Here is a 23,517-nt window from a genome sequence, read left to right as displayed (position 1 = left end):
GCTCCACAACCGGAGGCATACTGCACCATGGACACCACCGGCCTTCTCACTGAACTCGTCACCACGAGCACTGTTTCCGGCGACCCCGCACCGCAGCGAATGACCATGAACACGGTTCTGTCGCTGCTTCGAGCGCGCACTCCGATGCTGACCGTGGAAGGCGACACCGACGGTCCGCACCCGTGGATGCTGATAACCAACGAGGCACCTCCCGAGACGACGCGGCTGATGTTCGCCTGTCACGTCGACACCGTCCCGCCCGGCGACCTGAAGCACTGGCAGTTCGATCCGTTCGTCGCCGACATCGAGGACGGCGTCCTACGCGGCCGAGGCACCTCGGACATGAAGGCCGGTCTGGTGGCGGCCACGGCCGCAGTGCTCAACGCCATCGACAACGGTGTCCCGGTCGCATTCCTGCTCACCAGCGACGAGGAGATCGGATCGCTCGGCGCGCAGGCCGCCCGCCATGCCGTCGCCGACTGCAGCGTCGGAGCCGTCGTGGTTCCGGAGGCCACAGGAAACCGCGTACACCTCGGCCATCGCGGTGCGCTGTGGGTAGACGTGTTCACCGCAGGCATTGCCGCACACGGTAGTACGCCGCAACGCGGCGAGAGCGCCATCTTCAAACTCGTCGACGTGTTGGCTCGCGCAAGAGACGAACTGCCGCTCGCCTCGGATGCATTCCTGGGCGCGGAAACGTTCAACGTCGGAGTGATCGACGGAGGTTCGGCCCCCAACATCGTGCCCGACGCGGCCCACGTGGTGATCGACCACCGTACCGTCGGCGATGGCCGGGATCTGCTGGCCTGGTGGAGGGATCAGCCGGAAGTGGATCGTATCGACGCGCGGATCGACCTCCCCGGGGTGCGCACCACGCCGGACAACAACTGGATCTCTGCACTCCCGAATCCCGTTGCAGCAGAGCCGGTCACCTACTTCACCGACGCATCAATCCTGGCCGCCGCGGCCCCGTCGGCCCCGATCGTGGTGTGGGGACCGGGCACGCCAGCGCTGATGCACGCGGCCGACGAGAGCGTGTCCTTGGCCGAACTCGACGCCGCCGTCGCCGCCTACGGCGCGGTGACGCGAGCCTGGCCTACGGTCGACTGACGCACCACCAGTTCAGGTTTGAGCGCGATGTGCGCGGTACCGGTGAGGTCGGTGTTCATCGCCTGATCCAGCAGCCGCGTCGCCTCGGCCGCGATCCGTTCCTGGGGCTGCCTGATGGTGGTGATCGGCGGATTGCTCAAGGCGGAGAACGGAATGTCGTCGAATCCCGTCACCATGATGTCCGACGGTACGGCGAGCCCCAGCGCCTGGCAGCTCTGCAGTACTCCCAGCGCGATCAGGTCGTCGGCACACACCACCGCATCCGGACGAGACGCCGAACTGAGCATCGTCCGAGACGATTCGCGTCCCCAGTCGATCGAGTAGTCGCCCAGCTGGGTCCACTCCTCTCGCGTCTCGATGCCGACGCGGGCGGCGTGCCGAAAGAAGCCTGCCCGGCGCAGCTCGGTGGAGGAGTTGGTGAGCTCCGAGCTGATGAACGCGGCGCTGCGTGCGCCCTGGGCGGCGAGGTGATCCATCAGAAGTGCTTGCGCCGCATCGTCGTCCACGCCCACCCAGTCGGTGTGCGTGTCGAGTGCGAATCGGTCCAGTTGAACGACGGGGATCGCGCGAGCCGAGGCTCGGACGGCGTCGGCGGATCGTTCACCATGGCACGGGCTGATGATGATGCCATCGACCTGACGAGAGACCAGGCTTCGCAGACGCTGCGCTTCGACGGCCGGATCCGAGCGCGAATCGCAGAGGAACAGTTGCAGTCCACGCTGCGAGAGCACGTGTTCGACGTTGACGACGAGCGACGTGAAGAACGGGTTGGCAATGGACGGAACCACCATGCCGATGGTGTCGGTGCGATTGCGACGCAGCGAGCTGGCGATGATGTTGCCGGAGTAGCCCAGCTCGTCCGCTGCTCGCCGGATGGCCGCGGCGACCTCCTCCGAGACCGGCCGAGAACCCGACAGTGCCCGCGACACCGTGGCCGTCGAGACGCCCGCACGTTCGGCGACGTCGCGAATCGTTGCCTTGCGCATCCGACTCCTAGTCTTTGGTGTGGCCTGAGGGTAGCGAATCGTGGACACCGTCCGGTCTGGTTAACACGATAGAGGCAATCGTTTACATAAACGACTCGAGAATTCCTTGACATGAACGGGTGTTGATCCCCTACGGTGCATATACGCAAGGTAATCGATTACATGCCCGACTCGATTGCCCCGATCCCAGGAGCCACCCACGTGAGCACGCCCCCTCCGGAAGCCAGCCCGACACCGTCGCTGGGAGTATTTCCGTCCAAGCCGTCGGCGCTCGCCGACATCGTCGCCACCACCCCCGCCCTCATCGGGGCCATCCACCTCCCCGCGCTCCCGGGAAGCCCGCATTACAAGGGCCAGCCCGTCGCCGAGATCGCCGCCTTCGCAGTCGCCGAGGCACACGCCTACATCGACAACGGCTTCGACGCGGTCATCGTCGAGAACCATTGGGACATCCCGTTCCTCAAGCCCGGTGAACACGGCTACGAAACCGCGGCGACAATGGGCGTCGTCACCGCCGCCGTGGTCGCAGAATTCGGCCGAGCCGTCGGCGTCAGCATCCTGTCCAACGCAGGCGAATGCGGCGTGGCCGCAGCGTGGGCCGCAGGCGCGAGCTTCGTCCGCGTCAACCAGTGGGCCAACGCATACATCGCCAACGAGGGCTTCATCGAGGGCCAGGCTGCCAAGACCACTCGCTTTCGCCATCGCATCGGAGCCACCCCGGTCAAGATCTTCGCCGACGTGCACGTCAAGCACGGTGCGCACGCCATCGTCGCCGACCGCACCATCGCCGAGCAGACCGAGGACGCCGAGTTCTTCGACGCCGACGTCCTCATCGCCACCGGCTCCCGCACCGGTGACGCCGCCTCGGTGGACGAGGTGTCGGTGATCAAGAACAACACCGTGCTCCCGGTCATCATCGGCTCCGGAATCACCGCGGGCAACGTGGGCGATCTGATGAAGGAGTGCGACGGTGCCATCATCGCCTCCTCGGTCAAGGAGAACGCGCGCTGGTGGGGCCGGGTGGACGGCGACAAGGTACGCGCCGTCGCCCGCGCAGCAGGCAAGTAGCGCATGATCGTCTTCTTCGGCTACGCCAACAGCGATGTGACGGTGCATGTTCCGCACGTGCCGGTGCTCGGCGAACGGGTTCAGGCGACGGCCGTCGACACCATCGACGGGGGCATGACCGCCAACGCCGCCGTCGCCGCCGCCCGCATGGGTGCCCGAGTCGCCTTCGCCGGAGCCGTCGGACCGGACCCGCGTTCGACGCAGTTCCTCGCCACACTCGAACACGACGGCGTCGACACCAGCTGGTCACCGCGTGACGCATTCCTCTCCACCGCAGTGGTTCTCATCGCCGACGGCGGCGACCGATCCATCATCAGCCAGGACGACGCCAACGACGCCACCCGATTGGCTGCGGTGCTCGCCACCCTCGCCGAGGGCGGCGGCCGACTCTTCCTCGACGGCTATCGAGCAGCGATGCTGCCCGCCGAACTCCCCCCGAACGTCAGCCTCGCAATCGACCTCGACGGCTGCGAGGACGCCGATGCCGCGCTGCGCGCCTTCGCTCTCGCAGACCACGTGATAGTCGGACGCAGTCTCTGGCAGAACAGCTTCGGCATCGAGGCCGAGCGGTGGTCGACGCTGACCGCCGAGTACGACACCCACCTCGTCGTCACCGATGGCGAACACGGGTGGACCCTGGTCACGCCTACGGGTGAGACCGTCACCGAACCCGCGGTGCGCGTCGAGATCGTCGACGCCGTCGGCGCGGGCGACTGTTTCTGCGGTACCTACATCGCCTTCGTCGACGCAGGCACACCGCCGGCCGACTCGGCACGTCTCGCGGGAGTGTCGGCAGCCCTCGCCTGCGCCACCCCCGGGCCACGCGGCTGCCCCAGCCTCACCGAACTGACCGAATTCACCTCCACGCACGCACCATTCGACCTCCAGGAGATCCCATGATCAAACGCGCACTCCCTCTCGTTCTCGGTGCTGCCGTGGCGCTGACGCTCACGTCCTGCGATTCCGCCGCTCCCAGCGATACCGCCGGTGGGACCGACGTGGCCGCGTCGTCGATCCCCGAGCCCACCCGCGTCGCCGAAACCTGCGAGGGCAACAACGGCACCCTCAAGATCGGGCTGGTGACGATCAACCTTCAGGCCCTGTTCTTCAACCAGATCAACAACGCAGCTCAGAACGTGGCCGATCAGGCCGGTGTCGATCTCCAGATCATCAGCGGCAACGACGATTCCGTCACCCAAGCCAACGCGTTCGACAACCTCATCGCCTCCGGAGTCGACGCCATCATCGTCGACGCGATCGACACCGACGGAATCAAGCCGTCCGTGGCCAAGGCAGCTGCCGCGGGCATCCCCGTCGTCGCCGTCGACGCCACCGTCGACGATCCGGCCATCTCCACCCAGGTGGGCACCGCCAACGCCGAGGGCGGGGCGCAGATCGGCGACACCCTGGCCGAGCTCGCGAACGACACCGGCACAGTCGGTATCGTCGGCGCGCTCAACAGCACCATCCAGCTCGAACGCCAGAAGGGCTTCACCGACACCGTCTCCGCCGCAGGCATGACCGTCGGAACGGTGGTCGACGGTCGCAACATCCAGGAGAACGCGCAGACCGCCGCGGAGAACCTGCTCACCGGTAATCCGGACATGGAATACGTCTACGCCACCGGCGAACCCGCGCTCATCGGTCTCGTTGCCGCAGTGAACAGTCAGAGCGCACAGGACCGGGTCAAGGCCGTCGGATGGGACCTGTCGGATCAGGCCGTCACCGCGCTCCAGGCCGGCTGGCTGGAAGGCGTCGTACAGCAGAACACCTTCGAATTCGGTTACGAGGCAATGAATGCCGCCATCGACCTCGGCTGCGGACGCACCGCCCCCGCAGACATCCCTGTCCCGACGCAGATCGTCACCCCGGCGAACGTCGGCGACTACATGTACTACCTGGAGAAGTAGAGCCATGACACAACAGCTTTCACCGGATCCACCCCTGATCGAACTCTCCGGAATCACCAAGTCGTACGGCCCGGTCAAATCACTGCGCGGAGTCGATCTCAGGCTCGGACGCGGCGAGGTACTCGGAGTCGTCGGAGACAACGGCGCCGGCAAGTCGACGCTCATGAAAATCCTTGCCGGCGCCGTTCAACACGACGGCGGTGAGATGCGCGTCGACGGCAACCCGGTGCGCTTCTCGACGCCGCTCGACGCACAGCAGAAGAAGATCGGCATCGTGTACCAGGATCTCGCCCTGTGCGACACCCTCGACGTCGCCAGCAACCTGTTCCTCGGGCGCGAGCCCAGGAAGGGACCGTTCCTCGACCGGCACGGCATGCACGAGCGGGCCGCGAAGATCCTGGCGGACCTGCACGTGAAGGTGAAGTCGACGTACCAGGAGATCGGGCAGCTCTCGGGCGGACAACGTCAGACCGTCGCCATCGCCCGCGCCGTATCGTTCCGTCCCGACGTGCTGATCCTCGACGAGCCAACGGCGGCACTGGCCGTCGCCGAGGTGGAGTCGGTGCTGAAGCTCATCACGGACGTCGCGGCCCAGGGCGTCGGCGTCATCCTCGTGACGCACCGACTGCAGGACCTGTTCCGCGTCTGCGACCGCATCACCGTCATGTACGAGGGCCAGAGCGTCGACGACGTCCCCATCGGGGACCTGAACATCGAATCCCTCGTCGGCCTCATCACCCGTACCCCGGTACCCACGCACTCCACGTCCCGGCCGGGAGGCCCATCATGACGATTCTCGACAAGAACGCTCCACCCAGCGTGGAGAAGCTCGCCAGCAGACCCACCCTGTGGCAGCAGGCGAACAAACCGACGCTGGCGATGCTGGCCGTCACCGTCGCTGTCGCCGCGATCTTCTCGGTCACCACATCGTCGTTCCTGACGTTCACCAACATCTCGAACCTCGCCACGCAGATCGCTCCGGTTCTGATCATCGCCGTCGCCATGACGTTCGTGATCACCACCGGTCAGATCGATCTCTCCGTCGGGGCAACGGTGGCGTTCGTGGCCGCGATGAGCGCCGAGCTGATCCAGGCCGGCGTCGACTCCTCGGTGGTCTTCGTGGCAGCGCCCTTGATGGGGGCCGCGTGGGGTCTGGTCAACGGTTGGCTCGCTGCCTACCAGGGCATTCCACCGTTCATCGTCACCCTCGCGACGCTGTCCATCATTCGCGGCATCGCCCTGTACCGCACCGAGGGATTCTCCGTCCCGATCACTCCCGGTACGGCGTTCGCCAAGCTGGGCACCGCATCGTGGCTCGGGTTCTCGGCCAGCGCCTGGATCGCCCTCGGCGTGGTGATCATCGGTGCAATCACCCTCAACCGCACTCGATTCGGCCGCTACGTCACCGGGATCGGCTCCAACGTCGAATCCGTTCGCCGCTCGGGCGTCAACACCCGCCGAGTGCTGATGATGACGTTGGTGTTCACCGGTCTCGCCGCGGGCATCGCCGGACTTCTCATTGCAGCCCGGCTGGGATCCGGATCGGCCAACTCCGCCAACGGATTCGAGCTTACCGTCATCACCGCGGTGGTACTCGGTGGCACCAACCTCTTCGGTGGACGCGGCACCGTGATCGGAACCGTCATCGGCGCGGTCCTCACCGGCATCATCGCGAACGGCCTCACCCTGCTGGGCGTCAGTCCATTCCTGACTCCCATCATCACCGGTGTCGTTCTGCTGATGGCGATCTGGATCAACATGCGCGGACATTCCCTGGCCTCGCTGTTCAAGCACCTGCAGAGTGCACCGGGGAAGCAATGATCGTCACCACCGTCACCGGAGCTATCGAATCCGATCGGCTCGGACTCGTCCTGCCGCACGAACACCTGCACAACGACGCTTCCGTCGCCTACTCACCGTCGCCGGATCCTGTTGTCGCGCAGATCCTCGCCGGCCCGGTCGCGTCGGAGAACGCGTGGCTGTTGCACGACAACCCGTACCACAGTGCCGACAACTGCCGAGTCGACGATGCAGCCGGCGTTCTCGACGAGCTGAAGACGTTCGCAGACAACGGAGGAACGACGATCGTCGACCTGACACCCCCGGGTATCGGCCGTCGACCACAGATTCTCGCCGACTACTCACGCCGGTCCGGTGTTCGGGTCGTCATGGGCTCGGGCTGGTATCTCGAGTCGACGCATCCGCCCGAAGTGGCCGCACTCGGCATCGACACCCTCGCCGCGTCGCTCATCTCCGAGTTCACCGCCGATACGGATGCGCCGAAGCCAGGCGTGATCGGCGAGATCGGAATCTCACCGTCGTTCACCGAGAACGAGGCGAAAGCGCTTCGCGCAGCATGCGTCGCTCAGCGGGAGGTGAACGTGCCCCTGTTCGTTCATCTTCCGGGTTGGAAGCGCTACGGACCGGCGGTGCTCGATATCGTTCTGGACGAGATGGGTGTCGATCCGGGCGCGGTGGTGCTGTGCCACATGGACCCGTCGGGCAACGATCCCGACTACCAGTGCGCGCTCGCCGATCGCGGGGTCTTCCTCGAATTCGACATGATCGGTATGCCCTTCGAGTTTCCCGGGGAGGGGCAGTCGCCGCCGCCCGCCGAGACTGCCCTCGCCGTTGTGGGTCTGGTCGGTGGCGGATACGGAGCGCAACTCCTCCTCAGCCACGACCTGTTCCTCAAATCGATGCTGCGTAAGTACGGAGGCAACGGATTGGCCTATGTGCCCGTCTCTTTCGCCGCTCGGCTGGTTCGCAACGGACTGGATCCGCAGCGCGTGTCCTCAATCATGCAAGACAACCCGAGGTCGCTCTTCGAGCAGGCCGGAAAAGGATAGAGAAGCGTCATGGGTAAGAAAGTTCTGATCGCCGGTGAAAGCTGGATGACGTCGTCCACCCACGTCAAGGGTGTCGACGAGTTCACCGTGCATTCCTACGTCGAAGGCGTCGGCCCACTGCGGGACGCGCTCGCCTCCCGTGGGCACGAGGTGGTGCACATGCCGGCGCACCTGGTACCCACCCAGTTCCCCGGTAACGCAGATGCGCTGTCGGAGTTCGACGTGGTGGTGCTCTCCGATATCGGTGCCAACTCGATTCAATTGGCACCCAATGTTTTCGACCGCTTCCAGGCGGGCGAGGATCGATTGGTCGAGCTTCGGAACTGGGTGCACGACGGCGGTGCGCTGATGATGATCGGCGGATACCTCTCGTTCTCCGGGTTTCAGGCTCGGGCCGCGTTCCGGCAGACGGCCCTCGCCGACGCACTGCCGGTGACGATGCTCCCGGAAGACGATCGGGTGGAGACGCCCGGTGGAATGATTCCCGTCGTCGTCGACGGCACCCACCCCACCGTGAGCGGCAGCGGCACCGAGTGGCCTGCCCTGCTCGGCTACAACCGAGTGATCGCCAAGGACGGGGTTGCCGTACCGGCCACCATCAACGGTGATCCGCTGGTGGCGGCGGGCGCCTACGGCAAGGGCCGCTCCGCAGTGTTCACCTCGGACTGCTCACCGCACTGGGCACCGCCGGAGTTCTGCGAACAATGGCTCGGATACACGGATCTGTTCGACGGCCTGATCGCCTGGTTGTCCGAAAAGTGACTCGCTCCGCCGAACTGACTGCGCGGCAGCATCGCAATCTTGCTGCCGCGCAGCGTGTCCGCTTCATCACCGACTCGATCGACGGCACGTTGCGCGACGACGACTTTCGGCGCTACCTGGTGATCGAGGAAGCATTCGTGCTCACCGCGGTGCGCATTCTCGGGCTCGTGGTCGCGGAGTCGACGTCGTTGGACGACGCCACCGATCACGTGACGTCACTGTCCAACCTCGTCGGCGAGCAGCGCGAATACTTCGCGGGGCTACGCGAGCAGTTTCCGTACGACGGTGACGTGGACGAATTGATCGAGAGCTCGTCCGTTCTGTCGAACTACGCACTGGGACTTGCCCGTAAGGACGGTAGAGCCGCAGCTCTGGTCGCAATGTTCGCCGCCGAAACCCTGTATCTGTCCTGGTGTCGCGCGGCGATGGACAAATCTGTCGATCGTGAACCGGCACTGCAGGAGTGGATCGAGATGCACACCCGCCCCGCGTTCGTCGCGCAGGTGGACGCGTTGGCCCGAGAAGTCGACGCGATGGACGAGGTGGACGACGCGACCCTGGACGCGTGGTTCGTCGGAATGTTGGCTGCCGAGATGGAATTTCACGACGCCGCGATTACCCACGACAGTGGTGTGGACAAGCGCCACTGAAGGCACCTATCCGCACCACTGCCGCAGGCGCTCAGCTTGTCTGAGTCTCGATGGTTCGTTGCGTGTTGTCGTGGGCGATCTCGATCTTGCGTGGCTTGGCCCGCTCCGCCAGCGGGATGGTGACCGTCAGGACGCCGTTGTCGTAGGACGCCGAGATCTTCTCCGCGTCGACCCCGTCACCGAGCGAGAGCTGGCGTCGATACGTTCCGGCAAATCGTTCCGACGAAAGCCACTGCACGCCATCACTGGTGGGTGCGGTTCGATGCGCGGTCAACGTGAGAGTGCCGCGATCGACGTCGACATCGATCGAGCCCGGATCGACACCCGGGAGGTCCGCGTTGAGGACGTAGTGATCATCGAGCTTGTAGAGGTCCATAGGCATGAACCTGGGTGCACGGTCCGAACCACTGGTCGCGCCGAGCATCCCGGCAGCAATCGAGTCGAGGTCACGGAACGGATCGAAGCGAAGCACAGCAACCACCTCCTGAACGACGATGCGCCCGCCCCTGTAGCGGCCGCGTCTTCACTGTGCGAGACCCAAATTAGCACTCTCCGCCCACGAGTGCCAAGAGGGAATTTGCTCCGCAGTGGTGTGGCCGAGTGCCGCCCAGGGCACTCGACCACACCACTGCCGCAGGCACTTACAGCCGTTCGATGATGGTTGCGTTCGAGAGTCCTCCCGCTTCGCACATCACCTGCAGGCCGAATCGCTGCTCACGTTCAGCGAGGGCGTGAACCATCGTCGTCATGATGCGCGCACCGCTGCCGCCGCCGTCCTCGATCTACAGAACGGGCCGGATCGTGATCGCCTGGGCGTTGTGCGATGCCCCGCGATGCGGTCAACTGGTTCTGCAGGATCCACCCGATCAGCAATGGTGCAGCACTCCCAGGAGACGACCCGATCATGAACATTTCGGTACATCAAGTGGTCCTCGACTGCACCGACACCCGTGAGTCCGCCGAGTTCTACCCGGCAACTACTCGGATTCGAATACGTACCCGGCGACGCCGAACCGATCAATCCGGATTGGCTCGCGATCACCGCACCCGACGGTTCGTGGCGTATCGCGTTTCAGCAGGTCGACGCGCTTCCGGCCGCAACATGGCCGGACGGCGAACACCCTCAGATGTTGCACCTGGACTTCCGCGTCGACACTGTCGCGCAACTCGACGAAGAGCATTCGCGTGCAACGGGTTTGGGAGCTACTCTGCTTCGAGATCTGCACGACGACCCGGTGGAGCCGATCCGAATCTATGCCGACCCGGCCGGCCATCCATTCTGCATCTTCGTGGGTGGATGAACCCAGCGCACCGTCTCGCGGCCGATCGGCTCCCCACATTCGGATACCCGACGCCCATCGGAGTCAGAAATCCCAAACCGAGGAGCCGATCCGCGGCAGAGGCCGGGTGAACACATCTACGCCCCTCGCATGAATTCACGCCCGCTACAAGGGGTGCGGATTCCGACGAAGGGCGTATTTACCGCTAGGCCCTGCCGATCAGCTCCCCACATTCGGATACCCGACGCCGATCGGAGTCAGAAATCCAAAACTGGGGAGCCGATCCGCGGCACAGGCGAACCAACTAAGCCGTCGAGTGGTGTGATTGAGTGCCGCCCAGGGCACTTAATCACACCACTGCCGCAGGCATTCAGCCCAATTGCACTGTTGCCGTAGCGCGGTGGCCGAAGATGCGCTTGCCCTCGAATGTCGCGCCCAGTGAGATGACTGCAGTCCGCGTCGCCTCGTCCTTGGACTTGATCTTGCCGGTGAAGACGATTTCGGCGGCCTTGTGGGTGTCCACGGGGATGGGGGTGGTGAAGCGGACGGTGTAGTCCTTCACAGCGCCCGGGTCGCCGAGCCACTCGGTGACGTAGCCGCCGCCGACGCCCATCGTGAGCATCCCGTGGGCCAGCACGTTCTCGAGATCGATCAGCTTGGCGAACTGCTCGCTCCAGTGAATCGGGTTCGCGTCGCCGGCAACACCTGCGTAGTTGACCAGATCACCGCGGGTCAGGCGCACCGTGCGCGGCGGCAGTTCGTCTCCGACATTGACGTCGTCGAACTTCTGCGTCGGCCGACCCCGGTACTCCTCGACGATCAGCGGCTCGTGCTCCTGCGGAGTGGACAGTGTGCCGCTCTCGCCGGAATCGGCACCGCTGACGTCCGTCGTCGCACCGAACATCACCAAGTTCTTCGCGGACTCGGCGATGGCCGGATCGATCTCGCCGGACCGACCGACGAGGAGCGTGGTGTACGTGGTCTGCACCAATTCGTTCTTCTGATTGGACACGACGTTCTTGGTGACCATCATGTCGCGACCCATGACCGTCTTGAACGAATCGAGCGACACATCGCATGTCAGTTGGTCGCCGGCAAGGATCGGCTTCTGGAACACCAGCACCTGATCGGTCTGCAGAATCTGGCTCAGGTCGTAGCCCTCGGCGATGGACTGGAGAAGCTTCTTCTGCGCGAGGGTGCCGACCAGCGACATGAACGTCAGAGGTGCGACGAGGGCACTGTGCCCCAGAGCGGCCGCAGCGTCGCCATCCCAGTGGGCGGGGTGGAAATCCTGGACGGCGCGGGCGTACTCGCGGACCTTCTCGCGGCCCACCTCGTAGTAGTCCTCGGTGCGGTAGTGATAACCGACCATGCTCCGAGCGTGTTCCGCCGGATCGAACGCCTCCTCGCCGGTCGCTGCCGTACCGGACTCCGCTACCTGCTCTGCCACTGTTGTCCCACCGTCTCGTACCCCACTGTTCACCATTACCCGAGCAACTTACCGAACAACGGCGTTGGTTGGCCAGGCCGGAGGGGTCAAGCCGAGCGGTGTCGCGGAGAGTCGTGGTAGCCCACCATGCCCACCATCGAGGCGTGTTGCGACGGCACAACGTTGGCGATCATGGCACCACGCGGGCGATGGCGACGCGACGCGACCGCGTCGACTGCCATCAGAGCCGCACCGTGGGCGGTGAGGGACTCCGGATTGGCGGGCGCGACGACCGGCAGCATCAGATCACGACGAAACAGACGCCGCAGCGTCGGGATGTTGGCGCAGCCGCCGACCATCACCAAGGCGTTGACGGCACAGGGAGCGTCGACGATGACACTGGCCACCCAGTCCTCGAGCGAACGAATGCTGCGCTCGAGAACATCGTCGAAAGTATTGCGCCACAATCGCACCGGCCCACCGACGAAAGGTCCGGCAACTTCCGCCACCCGCAGCCTGGACAGCTGCTCGCGTGCGGTGCGAACCGACACCGCCAGATCTGCTCGGGTGCGATCGGACGCCAACTCGTCCGCTCCGTACATCGAGAGCAAGTAGCGGGAGACCTGCTCGTCGCAGCTGTTACCCCCGAACAGCGTGGTGCGCACCGAACTGAAGACCGTGCCGGTGGCCGGATCCGCGACCGACACCGTGGTGCCGGACGCTCCGACGTCACAGATCGCGACGGTACGAGCGCCCTCCAGCTGGCCGGTGCCCCGCAGATACCGCAGCTGAGCACCGAGTTCGGAGGCGACCAACAGACGATCGGCCTCGTACGTGGAGTAGGCGGAGGTTCGCGCGCGAGCACCGGGATCGTCGGGCACAGCCAAGACGATGTCGGTTCTGTCGACCATCTGGTCGCGCGACATGGAGTCCAGCAAGTCGATGGCGACCTGAAGATGGTCGTCGGGATCGAACGAGTGAACGATGTGGGCCGACCGCACCGACTCGTCGATCGCATCGACTGCGACCCCTCGGGCAGTGGCGGAACCCACCGAAACACCAAGGACTGTTCTCATGATTCCTCGACTCGACTGGCTACTCCGACCAGCCGATACTAACCGCCGAACCGTCGCCTGGACAGCAAACTGGGTATCTCGATGAACTTTTGGTTTGTTTTGGGAGATATAACAAGCAGCAGGACATCAGCCGTCCGTTCTCACGCGACGTGGTCGAACGGTTCTCGACGGTCCGCCAGCAGCGGACCCCATTCCTCCTGCGCCGACGTCATCGCCGCGCACGCGACACCGTTGGCCGAATCCATCCCACGCGCAGCCGCGACGATGGAGCGGGCGGACTGCACGAGCGAGACATCGAAGCGGAAGCTGTGCGCCGCCAATTCGGCGAACGCCTCCTCCGGACTACAGCCACGCAGCGCGATGAGAACACCCACTGCCCTGTCGATGGTCGTACGGGTCACCGGTTCTGCTGCGGGATGTTCGGTCATCGAATACTCACCGTCTACTGGTCGATCACCCGATGGTAGCGGCGGGTGAGCAGAAGTTCAGGTGTCCGAGTCGAATTCACATACCCGTCACGCGAAGGACTTGTACAAGTATCAAAACCGCTCGCTCACAATGCAATCAACGGATCGAGGGCTATTCGACCGAATCTGTCGGCGGTTCTGTATCGGTGGTGGGCTCGGTGATCTCCGGAACCTCGGTGGTCGGCTCGGCCGGGTCCGTGGACGGCACCTCGGTTTCGGGTTCCGGCTCGGGCGGGGGATCGACGGTCGTCGGTTCCTCGCCACCCGAGTCGCCACCCGAGTCGCCACCGCCGGAATCACCGCCGGAATCACCGCCACCGGAGTTGCCCCCGCCGGGTCTGCCGCCACCCGAATCGACGCCACCCGCATCGACGCCACCCGTATCGACGCGCCCGGAGTTGCCTCCTCCCGACGACGCCTCGACGTACGGAGTGGGGACCGAACCCGCAGTGGGTGCTGCGCTCCAGGTACCGACCGGCATCGGCCCGTACGCGGGGGCCTCGAGCAACCCGGTGTCGACGGCCGGAACCGCCGACGGGTCGGTAGAGGGGACCGCCGAATCGGCGACCACCACCGCCGAGGACGCGGCTTCGTTGTCTCCGCTCGACGGGACCTCGGCAACATCGGCGGTATCGACCACGGAATTCTGCGTTGGATCGGACGCCGCCAGTGCCCACACGGTGGCTCCGCTCAGTGCGGCGAGAACCGCGGCGCCCAACCCGATCATCGTCAGTCTCGCGCTGCGGGGCGTACCGGCCACATCGCTGCCGGAACCACTTCGGTCTTCTTCACCCGTCGCAGTCGGAACGGCCACCGGCTCGGCGAGGGCGGCCTTGGCTCCGATCAGTGCCGCTGCAATTACCGATGGAACCGCGGAGTTCAACCGCGGATCTCCGGCATCCACTACCCCGACGTCATGAATATCGTGGGCGGCCAGAGCGGCACGAACGGTCCCGCAGAGCGCGATGCTGTCGCAGACCACCCCGGACCCGCTGATCAGCAGGTCGTTCTGGGCCGCCTGCACCCTCATGATTCCGAGCATCGTCGTGAGGGCGTCCCCGACACCCCCGGGAGCCGAGGAGACGGAGACGGTGCGAGTGGAAATGGGGCCGAGCTCGGGTAGATCGGCCTCGACCAACGCAGCAGATATTTCGTCGTCACCGACGTGCACCCCGAGCGCAATGGCCATGATCGTCGACTCCCCCGATTCGATTCGGACTCAGAGTACCCTTCGAGTCTCGAATCGGGGAATCATCCCGGTTTCGGTGATCAGAACTCCAACCTGCTCGCCTCGTCCCGGGCTACCTCGGCGGCGCGACGCTCGCGCTCGAACAGCAGGCCGAAGGTGAAACCGTTCTCCCCCGCCGTCGTCCCTGCCCGCGCGCCGAGAGTTCGCAGAATTTCCGCCGCGATCACCGCATCCTGGTGCTCTCCCAGCACCTCCTGAATTGTCTTGTAGTGCTTGATGTTCGCTTTCGAGACCTTCTTGTCCACCACCGGCGCCACCAACTCGGCCGCATACCGCGCACGTTTCGACGCCTTCCGTGCACGATGCAACGCCTCGTCGTCGGTACCGCGCACGGCACTCTTCGTGCGATCGATCGCCTTCTTGCCGGCCTTGCGCGCCAGCTTGACCAACACGCGGTCGGTGACCTCTCCGTCGATCGGTAGCCCCCGCGACCACTCCGACAGCGTCGTGAGCAGCGCGCGGTAACGATCTCCGTCGAGTTCGGTCATCGCCGCCTCGCGGTATCGGATCTGCTCGGCCAACAGATCGTTCTCGATGCGCGACGCCACCGGCCCGAGCACCAGTTCGGGCGGCAGTTCGCGCAGCGCTGCCGCGAACCGAGCACGCTGCACCTGACGATCTCGAACCTCACCGAGAATGCTTGCGTACCAGGACAGTTCGGCCTCGAGTTGGGCAGCCGGCTCGTCCTCGAACAGACTCCCGAACACGCGGAGGGTACTGCGGTAGCGCCGAATGGCCACCCGCGTGGAGTGAATCGGATCCAGCCCCCGACGCAGATACACATCGCCTGCGACGATCGCCTGCGCCTGATCGTCGAGATAGTCCGCCAGCAGCGCCACCCCGGGTTCGGCAGGTTCCTGGCGCACCACCGACAGCGCACGATCCAACTTCGACGGATGCGCGGAGGGCCGAGCACCGGCGGCGCGCAGCACCTTGCCCGCCTTCTTCAGGAACGACTCCGAGCCTGCGGGTCCGAGTTCCACCTCCACCTCGCGCCACCGCGGACCGGTCGCACCGCCGATCAAGACCACCGACACTTCGTCGTCGGCGATTTCCGCGACGACGGCCCCATCGGCGTCGGACACGGTGTGGATCGTTCGACGCGTCGTCAAAGTAGCGACCGCGGCCAACTGCGCGCCCATCACCGCACCGCGCAGTACATCGTTCAGCTCGTCCGGCACCGCGTTGTGCGCACCGCTGCCGAGAGGGAGCCGAATCTCGGTCCGCGCCTTCTCCGCCGGGACCTTTGCATGCCAGCCGTTGTCGGAGTCACCGGTACGACGCCGGACGGTGATCCCGCGTCGCAACAGGTCGTGGCCCGCAGTGTCGAAATACTCACTGCTCAGGTCGGTCTCGCTCGACACCAGTGCGCCGCCGGTGGGCACCAGCGCAGCGAGAGTGGGCAACTGAAATTCTGCGTCGACGTCGAACTTGTCTTCGCGCTCGGTCTGAATCGACTCCATACTGCTCATCCTGCCTCGAGTGCCCGGGCCGATGACGGCCGAAAGCGCAGACCGGTCAGCGTCGCGGAAAGTCGAAATCCGGCAATGAAAAGTCGATCGTCCGAGTCGGCCGCGTTGTTGTCGTCGTGGTCCGGGTCGTCGTGGTGGGACGCGTTGTGGTCGGACGAGTCGTGGCGGCAGGTGGGACCGTCGTCTGCACCACGGTCGACCGATCGACGGTGGGCCTACTCGGTGCCGTTGTCTGCTCGATGTCGGACGGGGCACCGGTCGTGGTGACGGTGCGCCGTGTGGCGGTGGCGCTTTCGGTGACCGTCGTGGCCGGTGCCTGAGACGAGGACGACGTTGGCGGCGCGCCGGCCGAAGGAGAGGTCGGCGTCGCCGTCGTGGTCGCGAACGGTACCGACGATCCCGCGGGTTCGGCGGGTGACCCGTCTGCCGCAGGCACCACGGACTGCGACCGGGCGGGTTGCGAGGAGCCCTGCGACGTGGTCACCGACGGCGCTGGATCCTCGCCGCTGGTCCGTGCCGCCGCAGTGACCACGGTGCCGGCTGCACACACCGCGACGAGTGCCGCGAGCGCACCGCCGAGATGCCGGGACTTGTTGGCCCTGGTCATCCGCTTGGAGGAGGTGTCGCTGTGCCGCGGACGCTTCGAGACCACCGGGACAACCGCGGTCACCTCGAGGTCTGCGGAATCCCGGTCCACGGCATCGAACCGATCGGTGAGCGCCTCCGGTGCCGCAGGCGCAGGCCGCAGACCCACCGTCCGAGCGATCCCAGCAGCGCCGTGCGCCGCCAGCAGTTCCGGCTGCTCGGGCACATAGACCGGCATCGACACCGCGTCGAACAGGACCTGACGAATTATCTGCATGTTGGCACCGCCGCCGACGGCGACGACGGCGTCGACGCGAACGCCCTGCGCCTCGACCGCGTCGAGGACGTCGACGGCCATCGAGACGGCTCGGTGCACGGCGTCGCCGATGACCTCGTCGAGATTGCCACGCCACAGCGACGCGCGTCCGCCGACGAACGGCCCGGTGATCGACACGCTGCGAAGCAGAGCCAGCTCGTGTTTGCCGTCGCGGACGTCGTGCACGAGCCGCCTGCGAGCCTCGATCGTCAGCGCCTCGGCCGCTCCGAATGTCGCGATGAGGTGATCGCACAGCATTCGATCGCACTCGTCACCACTGAGCGCGTCCGTTCGACGCGACGCGAGAACGTCGCCGCTGTCGATGTCGACCACGGAGACCGAGGTACCGGACGCGCCGACGTCGAACAGGGCGACGCAGCGTTCGCCTGCCAGCACACGTGTCTCACGTAGTGCGCCCAATTGGGCACCGAGTTCGGACACGAGGACGACACCGTCGGAGAAATCCTGATCGTAGGCCGCTCTTGGGTCGCTCTCACGCAATGCGAGCACCGGATAGAAATCCGCCGACGCATACTCCGACGCCAGGTTGTGAACCGATGTGATGACGGCATCCCACGGATCGGGGGCGAGGCCGTTGGGTGCGGGCTGGGACGCGACGGGCTCGTGCACTTCCAGCACGGCACCGGAGCGAGCGTTGGCACTGATCACGCTGCGGAGACCACTCGACCCCAACGAAGCGCCGAGTACGGACACATCGGGAACCGCGGACACAAGAAACCTCACTCTGGTAGGCCCCAACCCACGTCAGGTCACCAGAGTACCGTTACAACCGTCCGTTCGTCATGTTTTTCGGCGGTCAAACAAACTGCGAGATCGTTACTCGACGCTCGACCGGACAAAATTCAGGTAGGCCTTCGACGGCGTCGGCCCACGCTGACCCTGATACTTCGACCCCACCGCGGCACTGCCGTACGGATTCTCGGACGGCGACGACAGCCGGAACAGACACAGCTGCCCGATCTTCATGCCCGGCCACAACGTGATCGGGAGGTTGGCGACGTTGGACAACTCCAACGTGATGTGGCCGCTGAAGCCCGGATCGATGAACCCTGCAGTCGAGTGCGTGAGCAGACCCAGCCGCCCGAGCGAGCTCTTCCCCTCGAGCCGACCGGCCAGGTAGTCCGGCAGCGTCGTCAATTCGAGAGTGGAGCCGAGAACGAATTCACCCGGGTGCAGAACGAAGGGCTCGCCGGCCGCGGGTTCGACCAACGTCGTCAACTCGTCTTGCTGGAGCGACGGGTCGATGTGGGTGTAGCGGGTGTTGTTGAACACCCGAAACAGCTTGTCGAGCCGCACATCGACACTCGACGGCTGAACCATCGACGGGTCGAACGGTTCGATCGCCAGGTTTCCCTGGGTCACTTCGGCACGGATGTCACGGTCGGAGAGCAGCACCTCTGCAGGCTACTGGTCCTGGGCGGTCCCCCGCGACACACCCGAGTCCCGATCGCGGCGCATAGCTCTGCAAAGGAAAAGCCGGACAATCGAGCGGCACGACCATTCACATTCGGCAAACTCCTGTCAGGAAGACTGAAATGACAATTGCGTTCGACGTCCCCTCGTACTGGGATCAGCGATCCCAATGCTTCGTTCTGGCCACCACTCCCACAGAAAATCCGGCGTTGTGGAAACAATTCCTGGATGGCGCAGAGGAAAGCTATATGCGACACGGTGTCACCACCGCTCTCGAAATATCGGCCATTCGTGACGGCAGCACCACAGCGCTGTTCTTCGCCGCACTCGACCGAACCGGACAAATAGTCGGCGGGGTACGGGTACAAGGACCGTATTCCTCGGTCGATCAATCGCACGCACTGATCGAATTCGCCGACCATCCAGAAGGCCTACGGCACGTGCACACCATGCTCGACGAACGCATCGGCCACGGAGTCGTCGAACTCAAATCCGCGTGGGTCGCTCAGCACGCACCCCACGGCCGCGCCGTCACCGCGATGATCGCCGAATCCCCCGCCTACAGCACAGCACTTCTCGGTGCGCGCTACGCCCTTGCCACCGCGGCCTCCCACGTCCGTACCGCATGGCTCGACACCGGCGCCGTCATCGCCACCCAGATCGCGCCGATCCCCTATCCTGACGATCGCTATCGAACCGAGGTGTTCTGGTGGGACAGAACAACACTCGCATTCAACGCCGACCTGGCCACCTGGCGCCGAATGCGGCACAACACGGTCACCCTGCTCGCACACCGCCGCGCAGCCGTCGAACTCCCGGAAGCAGTCGCATCATGAACGATCGAACCACGCCCGGCCACCACTGGAAGCCTGTGATATTCGACGAGACGGACGCCACACAGCGCGACGCACTCGACGAACTCAGAGCCGACCCCACCGTCACTTTCCTGGACGAGCGAGAGACGCAGAGAAATGGCCTGCGCTCACTGCTTCCCAGCCCTGAGCAGAGCTTTCTCGACGAAAACGACAGGTGGGTTTTCTTTCCGTGGCGAAAGACGGTTGTCGCCGTACTCGGACCCCGCTCGTTTCGACACCTGCGGCTGGACAGGAACAGAAACAAGATAACCCTCGAGGAACAGAATTCCTTGGGAGATCTCACGATAGGAATCATCGGCCTCAGCGTCGGGCACGCCATTGCCCACACTCTCGCACTCGAAGGAATCTGCGGGACGCTTCGACTCGCCGATTTCGACGAGATCGAACTGTCCAACCTCAACAGAATTCCCGCGTCCATCCTCGATCTCGGGGTCAACAAAGCGGTCGTCGCGGCCCGACGCATTGCCGAAATCGACCCGTATCTGCGCGTCGAGATCGCCGAGGACGGAATCACCGAGAACACCATCGACGAGTTCTTCGACGGACTCGATCTGCTCGTCGAGGAATGCGACTCCCTCGATGTCAAGGTCCGCGCCCGCGAGGCAGCCCGCTCGCGCGGGATCCCGGTACTGATGGAGACCTCCGACCGGGGACTGCTCGACGTCGAGCGCTTCGACCTCGAACCCGACCGTCCGGTGTTCCACGGCGTCCTCGGCGAGATCGACTCGACGAGCCTGCAGGGGCTGGGCACGCGCGACAAGATCCCCATCGTGCTCGATCAGCTCGACGCCTCACTGCTCTCGGCCCGGATGGCCGCCTCGATGGTGGAAGTGAGCGAAACGATCGAGACCTGGCCACAATTGGGCGGCGACGTTCAACTCGGCGGTGCAACCATCGCAGCAGCCGTTCGACGCTTCGGCACCGGAGCGCACCTGCCGTCCGGACGAATCCGCGTCGATCTCGAGACCCATCTCGACGCGCTCGCGACCCCGAACCCGACGCCGAGGGCGCAGCAGTCTTCGGTCGACACCGCCGTCGACGCTCACCACGCAGCCGTCGATCCCGACGCGCTCGTTCTCGACGCTGCGCGCCGGGCACCGTCCGGTGGAAACAGTCAGCCGTGGACGTTCACCCGTGACGGACGCACCGTGCGGATCGGGGTGGATCGTTCCCGCACGTCGACCCTCGACGTCGCCTTCCGGGGCAGCTACGTGGCAGTGGGTGCGGCCGCCTTCAACGCGCGCGTGGTGGCCACCGCGCAGGGCAGGCTCGACCGCAGCGAGGTCACCGACCACGGAGTCGAGATCACCCTGAGTGCGGGCGACCCACAACCCGTCACGGATCGACGCCTGCTCGACGGCGTTCTCGAGCGGTGCACCAATCGAGAAATGGGCACCGGCGCACCCCTGGATGCCGGCATCGCCGCCGACATCGCCGCTGCGGCAGAAGCAGAGGGTGGCCGGGTAGTGCTGCTGACGGCACCCGAGTCCATCGCGGCGGCCGCGGATATCCTCGCCGCCGCCGATCGAATCCGGTATCTCACACCGCACCTGCATCGAGACATGTTCTCCGAGTTGCGCTGGCCGGGAGATCTCGATCCCGACCGGGGAATCGAGGTGTCGACTCTGGGGATCGACGACGCGGACCTGTCCAAGCTCGAGATCGTCAAGCGGCCGGACGTCATGGAGCTCGTGCATGCGTGGGACGCCGGTGCAGCGCTCGGGATCGACATGCGCGACCGTGTGCTGTCGAGTTCGGCACTCGCAGTGGTCGTCGTGCCCGGATCGACCGCAGCAGATTACATCATCGGGGGATGTGCAACGGAGAACGTTTGGGTAACTGCGCATTTGCGCGGATTGGCAGTGCAGCCGGTTTCCCCCGCGTTCCTCTATGCGCGCACCGCGGAGGAATATCGACAACTGGCACCGCACCACGCAGAAACGCTGCAGCAGTTGAGTTTCGAGCTCCGCGCTCTGCTTGAAATCGAAAACACAGAGTCCGTCGCGCTGGTGTTGCGGCTCGGTAGCGCCCCGAAAACTCCGATACATAGTCGCAGACTTCCTGTTTCAGCGTCTGTATCGGGGTAGAGTTCCGGCGGAGACCAGGGGGAACAGTCCTGCACTGCGTCTACGAGAGGCGGGAGTGGGGCCCTGGAGCACAACCAGACGCTCGAGGTCCTCGTCACCGGCGTCGCAACCGAACTCATGGGAGTCGATGCGGCGACGGTGCGCGAGGCCTACGACTCCGTGCTGCGGCAACTCGTGGACTACCTGGGCATCGACTTCAGCTTCCTCCGGCACAACGATTTCGAGGCCAGGGCCACCAGACTCAGCGCAGAATGGCCACCGCGACTGAGCGTGCCCGATCCCGACCCACTGGCAGTGGTCTACTTCGACGAAGCAGACTCGGTGTTCCGCCTGGCCGAAACACTGACCGAACCGGCAGTGTTTCGGCCGGACCCGGAGCAGGAGGACTACCGCCGACGCGTCGAGGACGCGTCGGGATTCTCTGCGACCTCGATGGCCGTCGTCCCGCTGCTGCACTCGGAGCGCACCACCGGCATCCTCGGCTTCATCAAGATCGGCGACCGAACGTGGTCCGAGGCAGAACTCAACGCGCTCAAAGCGATTGCGGCACTGCTCTCCCAACTTCAGGCGCGAGTGAGCGCCGAGGAGCAACTCCGGTTCTCGGCGCTGCACGACCACCTGACCAAACTGCCCAACCGCACAGCGCTCACACAACACCTCCGCGAACGACTCGACCCGGCCATGCCCGGTCCCGTCGCCGTGATGCACATCGACCTCGATCGACTCAAAGCCTTGAACGACTTTCTGGGACACCTCGCCGGAGACCACTACCTCCAGACCATCGCCGACCGACTGCAGAGCTTCGTCGGCAAGTCGGCCGGTCTCGTGGCACGCCTGGGCGGCGACGAATTCCTGGTGGTACTGGCCGGGCCGTGCTCGGCCCGGGTCGCAGCACACCACGCCGAGATGATCGCCGACGCCATGTACGCCCCCGTCACCCTCGGAGTCGAACGCATCAGCAGAAGCGCGAGCATCGGAATCGCCTTCGGCCAGCCGGGCAAGCACACCGCGGAGTCGCTTCTGCGGCAGGCAGATCAAGCCGCCCTGGTAGCCAAACGCGGAGGCGGGCACGACATCGCCCTGTTCACCGAGGAGATGCACGCCGAAGCCGAACTCCGCAACGACGTCGAGATCCATCTGCGCGACGCCATCGCAGGCGACTCCCTCACCCTGCACTTCCAGCCCGAAGTGGACCTCGTCACCGGACGCATCACCGCAGTCGAAGCACTGGTCCGATGGCAACACCCCACCCGAGGCCTACTTCCCCCGTCCGCGTTCATCCCAGTGGCCGAGGACACGAACCTCGCCGGAGAACTCGGCCGCTGGGTGCTCGACCACGCCTGCCGCACCCTCGCCGACTGGCAACGCGAGATCCCCCACCTCGACATCGCCATGCGCGTCAACATATCTCCCGTCCAACTGGTCACCAACGGATTCGTCGGTGCCGTCGCCAGAGCACTCACGGAGTTCTCGATAGCCGGGCCCGACCTCTGCCTCGAGATCACCGAAGTGGCAGTGGTACAGGACCTTTCCCGCACCCGCGTGACACTGCGCGAACTCCGCGAACTCGGCGTGCAAGTGGCCATAGACGACTTCGGCACCGGATACAGCTCGCTGTCGCACCTCAAGGAACTTCCCGTCGATGCACTCAAGATCGACCGCGCCTTCGTCACCGACCTCGGAGCCAGAAACACCGGCGACCTCGCCATCGTCCAATCCATCATCGGACTCGCCGACGCATTCGGACTCGACATCATCGCCGAAGGCGTCGAAACACAGACCGCCAGAAACACCCTGATCGAACTGGGCTGCACTCGCGCACAGGGATACCTGTTCTCCAAGCCGGTACCAGCACACGACGCCCTCACCCTGCTGCACGGCGTGCGAATCGACATCTGAACGCCCTGGTAAC

22 protein-coding genes and 1 pseudogene are annotated in these 23,517 nt (G+C 65.0%); 13 read left to right on the top strand and 10 right to left on the bottom strand.

Going from position 1 to position 23,517, the window contains the following annotated elements; all coding sequences use genetic code 11:
• The first annotated feature begins 27 nt into the window (after positions 1-27).
• Positions 28-1,110, top strand: a complete 1,083-nt coding sequence (locus CH283_RS06265) for a M20/M25/M40 family metallo-hydrolase (RefSeq protein ID WP_094640845.1) — start codon at positions 28-30, stop codon at positions 1,108-1,110.
• Here the strand turns inward: CH283_RS06265 and CH283_RS06260 are convergent.
• Complete coding sequence (locus tag CH283_RS06260; RefSeq protein ID WP_094640621.1) at positions 1,071-2,096, bottom strand: LacI family DNA-binding transcriptional regulator; 1,026 nt, start codon at positions 2,094-2,096, stop codon at positions 1,071-1,073. The genes CH283_RS06265 and CH283_RS06260 overlap by 40 nt on opposite strands.
• A 201-nt stretch (positions 2,097-2,297) precedes the next feature.
• Here CH283_RS06260 and CH283_RS06255 point away from each other — a divergent pair, with 201 nt between their 5' ends.
• Genes CH283_RS06255 through CH283_RS06220 form a run of 8 tightly spaced genes read left to right on the top strand, consistent with a single transcriptional unit; the run spans position 2,298 to position 9,335 of the window.
• Complete coding sequence (locus CH283_RS06255) at positions 2,298-3,164, top strand: BtpA/SgcQ family protein (RefSeq protein ID WP_231893772.1); 867 nt, start codon at positions 2,298-2,300, stop codon at positions 3,162-3,164.
• A gap of 3 nt (positions 3,165-3,167) precedes the next feature.
• Positions 3,168-4,064, top strand: a complete 897-nt coding sequence (locus CH283_RS06250) for a carbohydrate kinase family protein (RefSeq protein WP_068049301.1) — start codon at positions 3,168-3,170, stop codon at positions 4,062-4,064.
• A complete protein-coding gene (locus CH283_RS06245) occupies positions 4,061-5,074 on the top strand; it encodes a substrate-binding domain-containing protein (RefSeq protein WP_068049299.1) in 1,014 nt (337 codons plus the stop codon). Before CH283_RS06250 ends, CH283_RS06245 begins: the two co-directional genes overlap by 4 nt.
• A gap of 4 nt (positions 5,075-5,078) precedes the next feature.
• Entirely contained in the window at positions 5,079-5,864 is a 786-nt protein-coding gene (locus CH283_RS06240) for an ATP-binding cassette domain-containing protein (RefSeq protein ID WP_068049297.1), read from the top strand.
• Positions 5,861-6,895, top strand: coding sequence for an ABC transporter permease (locus CH283_RS06235; protein ID WP_068049295.1), 1,035 nt, complete (start codon positions 5,861-5,863; stop codon positions 6,893-6,895). The genes CH283_RS06240 and CH283_RS06235 overlap by 4 nt, the downstream gene beginning before the upstream one ends.
• A complete protein-coding gene (locus tag CH283_RS06230) occupies positions 6,892-7,923 on the top strand; it encodes a phosphotriesterase family protein (RefSeq protein WP_094640620.1) in 1,032 nt (343 codons plus the stop codon). Before CH283_RS06235 ends, CH283_RS06230 begins: the two co-directional genes overlap by 4 nt.
• Before the next feature lie 9 nt (positions 7,924-7,932).
• Positions 7,933-8,685, top strand: a complete 753-nt coding sequence (locus CH283_RS06225; protein ID WP_094640619.1) for a glutamine amidotransferase — start codon at positions 7,933-7,935, stop codon at positions 8,683-8,685.
• Positions 8,682-9,335 carry a TenA family protein gene (locus tag CH283_RS06220; protein WP_094640618.1) on the top strand — a complete coding sequence of 218 codons (654 nt, stop codon included), beginning with the start codon at positions 8,682-8,684 and terminating at the stop codon, positions 9,333-9,335. The genes CH283_RS06225 and CH283_RS06220 overlap by 4 nt, the downstream gene beginning before the upstream one ends.
• 31 nt (positions 9,336-9,366) lie before the next feature.
• On the opposite strand, the gene CH283_RS06215 is transcribed toward CH283_RS06220, so the two are convergent.
• Positions 9,367-9,807 carry an Hsp20/alpha crystallin family protein gene (locus tag CH283_RS06215; RefSeq protein ID WP_068049287.1) on the bottom strand — a complete coding sequence of 147 codons (441 nt, stop codon included), beginning with the start codon at positions 9,805-9,807 and terminating at the stop codon, positions 9,367-9,369.
• Positions 9,808-9,976: 169 nt separating this feature from the next.
• Positions 9,977-10,105, bottom strand: a pseudogene (locus CH283_RS06210) (steroid 3-ketoacyl-CoA thiolase); the annotation flags it as partial.
• A gap of 180 nt (positions 10,106-10,285) precedes the next feature.
• Between CH283_RS06210 and CH283_RS06205 the strand changes: the two are divergent.
• Positions 10,286-10,636 (top strand): VOC family protein, encoded by a 351-nt coding sequence (locus tag CH283_RS06205; RefSeq protein ID WP_217901093.1) that lies wholly within the window; start codon positions 10,286-10,288, stop codon positions 10,634-10,636.
• A gap of 349 nt (positions 10,637-10,985) precedes the next feature.
• Here CH283_RS06205 and CH283_RS06200 read toward each other — a convergent pair whose 3' ends face one another.
• The 7 genes from CH283_RS06200 to dcd all read right to left on the bottom strand — a co-directional run bounded on the left by CH283_RS06200 (position 10,986) and on the right by dcd (position 18,625).
• The gene (locus CH283_RS06200; RefSeq protein WP_094640616.1) at positions 10,986-12,101 is read right to left on the bottom strand and encodes a fused (3R)-hydroxyacyl-ACP dehydratase subunits HadA/HadB; all 1,116 of its coding nucleotides are present in this window, start codon (positions 12,099-12,101) and stop codon (positions 10,986-10,988) included.
• 50 nt (positions 12,102-12,151) lie between these two features.
• Positions 12,152-13,120, bottom strand: a complete 969-nt coding sequence (locus tag CH283_RS06195) for an Hsp70 family protein (protein WP_255183107.1) — start codon at positions 13,118-13,120, stop codon at positions 12,152-12,154.
• Positions 13,121-13,260: 140 nt separating this feature from the next.
• Positions 13,261-13,548, bottom strand: a complete 288-nt coding sequence (locus tag CH283_RS06190) for an ANTAR domain-containing protein (RefSeq protein WP_094640614.1) — start codon at positions 13,546-13,548, stop codon at positions 13,261-13,263.
• Between the two features lie 151 nt (positions 13,549-13,699).
• Entirely contained in the window at positions 13,700-14,776 is a 1,077-nt protein-coding gene (locus CH283_RS06185; RefSeq protein WP_094640613.1) for a hypothetical protein, read from the bottom strand.
• Between the two features lie 80 nt (positions 14,777-14,856).
• Positions 14,857-16,299 carry a CYTH and CHAD domain-containing protein gene (locus tag CH283_RS06180; RefSeq protein WP_094640612.1) on the bottom strand — a complete coding sequence of 481 codons (1,443 nt, stop codon included), beginning with the start codon at positions 16,297-16,299 and terminating at the stop codon, positions 14,857-14,859.
• Positions 16,300-16,354: 55 nt separating this feature from the next.
• The gene (locus tag CH283_RS06175; protein ID WP_094640611.1) at positions 16,355-17,878 is read right to left on the bottom strand and encodes an Hsp70 family protein; all 1,524 of its coding nucleotides are present in this window, start codon (positions 17,876-17,878) and stop codon (positions 16,355-16,357) included.
• A gap of 168 nt (positions 17,879-18,046) precedes the next feature.
• Complete coding sequence (gene dcd, locus CH283_RS06170; protein WP_068049238.1) at positions 18,047-18,625, bottom strand: dCTP deaminase; 579 nt, start codon at positions 18,623-18,625, stop codon at positions 18,047-18,049.
• A 140-nt stretch (positions 18,626-18,765) separates the two neighbouring features.
• Here dcd and CH283_RS06165 point away from each other — a divergent pair, with 140 nt between their 5' ends.
• From CH283_RS06165 to CH283_RS06155, 3 genes are all read left to right on the top strand, one after another.
• Positions 18,766-19,479: a hypothetical protein gene (locus CH283_RS06165; protein ID WP_068049236.1), complete on the top strand. Its 714-nt coding sequence runs from the start codon at positions 18,766-18,768 to the stop codon at positions 19,477-19,479.
• The gene (locus CH283_RS06160; protein ID WP_094640610.1) at positions 19,476-21,605 is read left to right on the top strand and encodes an Rv1355c family protein; all 2,130 of its coding nucleotides are present in this window, start codon (positions 19,476-19,478) and stop codon (positions 21,603-21,605) included. Before CH283_RS06165 ends, CH283_RS06160 begins: the two co-directional genes overlap by 4 nt.
• Positions 21,606-21,722: 117 nt before the next feature.
• On the top strand, positions 21,723-23,504 hold the full coding sequence (locus CH283_RS06155) for a putative bifunctional diguanylate cyclase/phosphodiesterase (protein ID WP_068049233.1): 1,782 nt from the start codon (positions 21,723-21,725) through the stop codon (positions 23,502-23,504).
• The last annotated feature ends 13 nt before the right edge of the window (positions 23,505-23,517 follow it).

Source organism: Rhodococcus sp. 05-2254-2 (genome assembly GCF_002259095.1).
Classification (GTDB): Bacteria; Actinomycetota; Actinomycetes; order Mycobacteriales; family Mycobacteriaceae; genus Rhodococcoides.
Note: the sequence above shows the minus strand (reverse complement) of the source record. Positions and strands in the feature narration are given on the sequence as shown.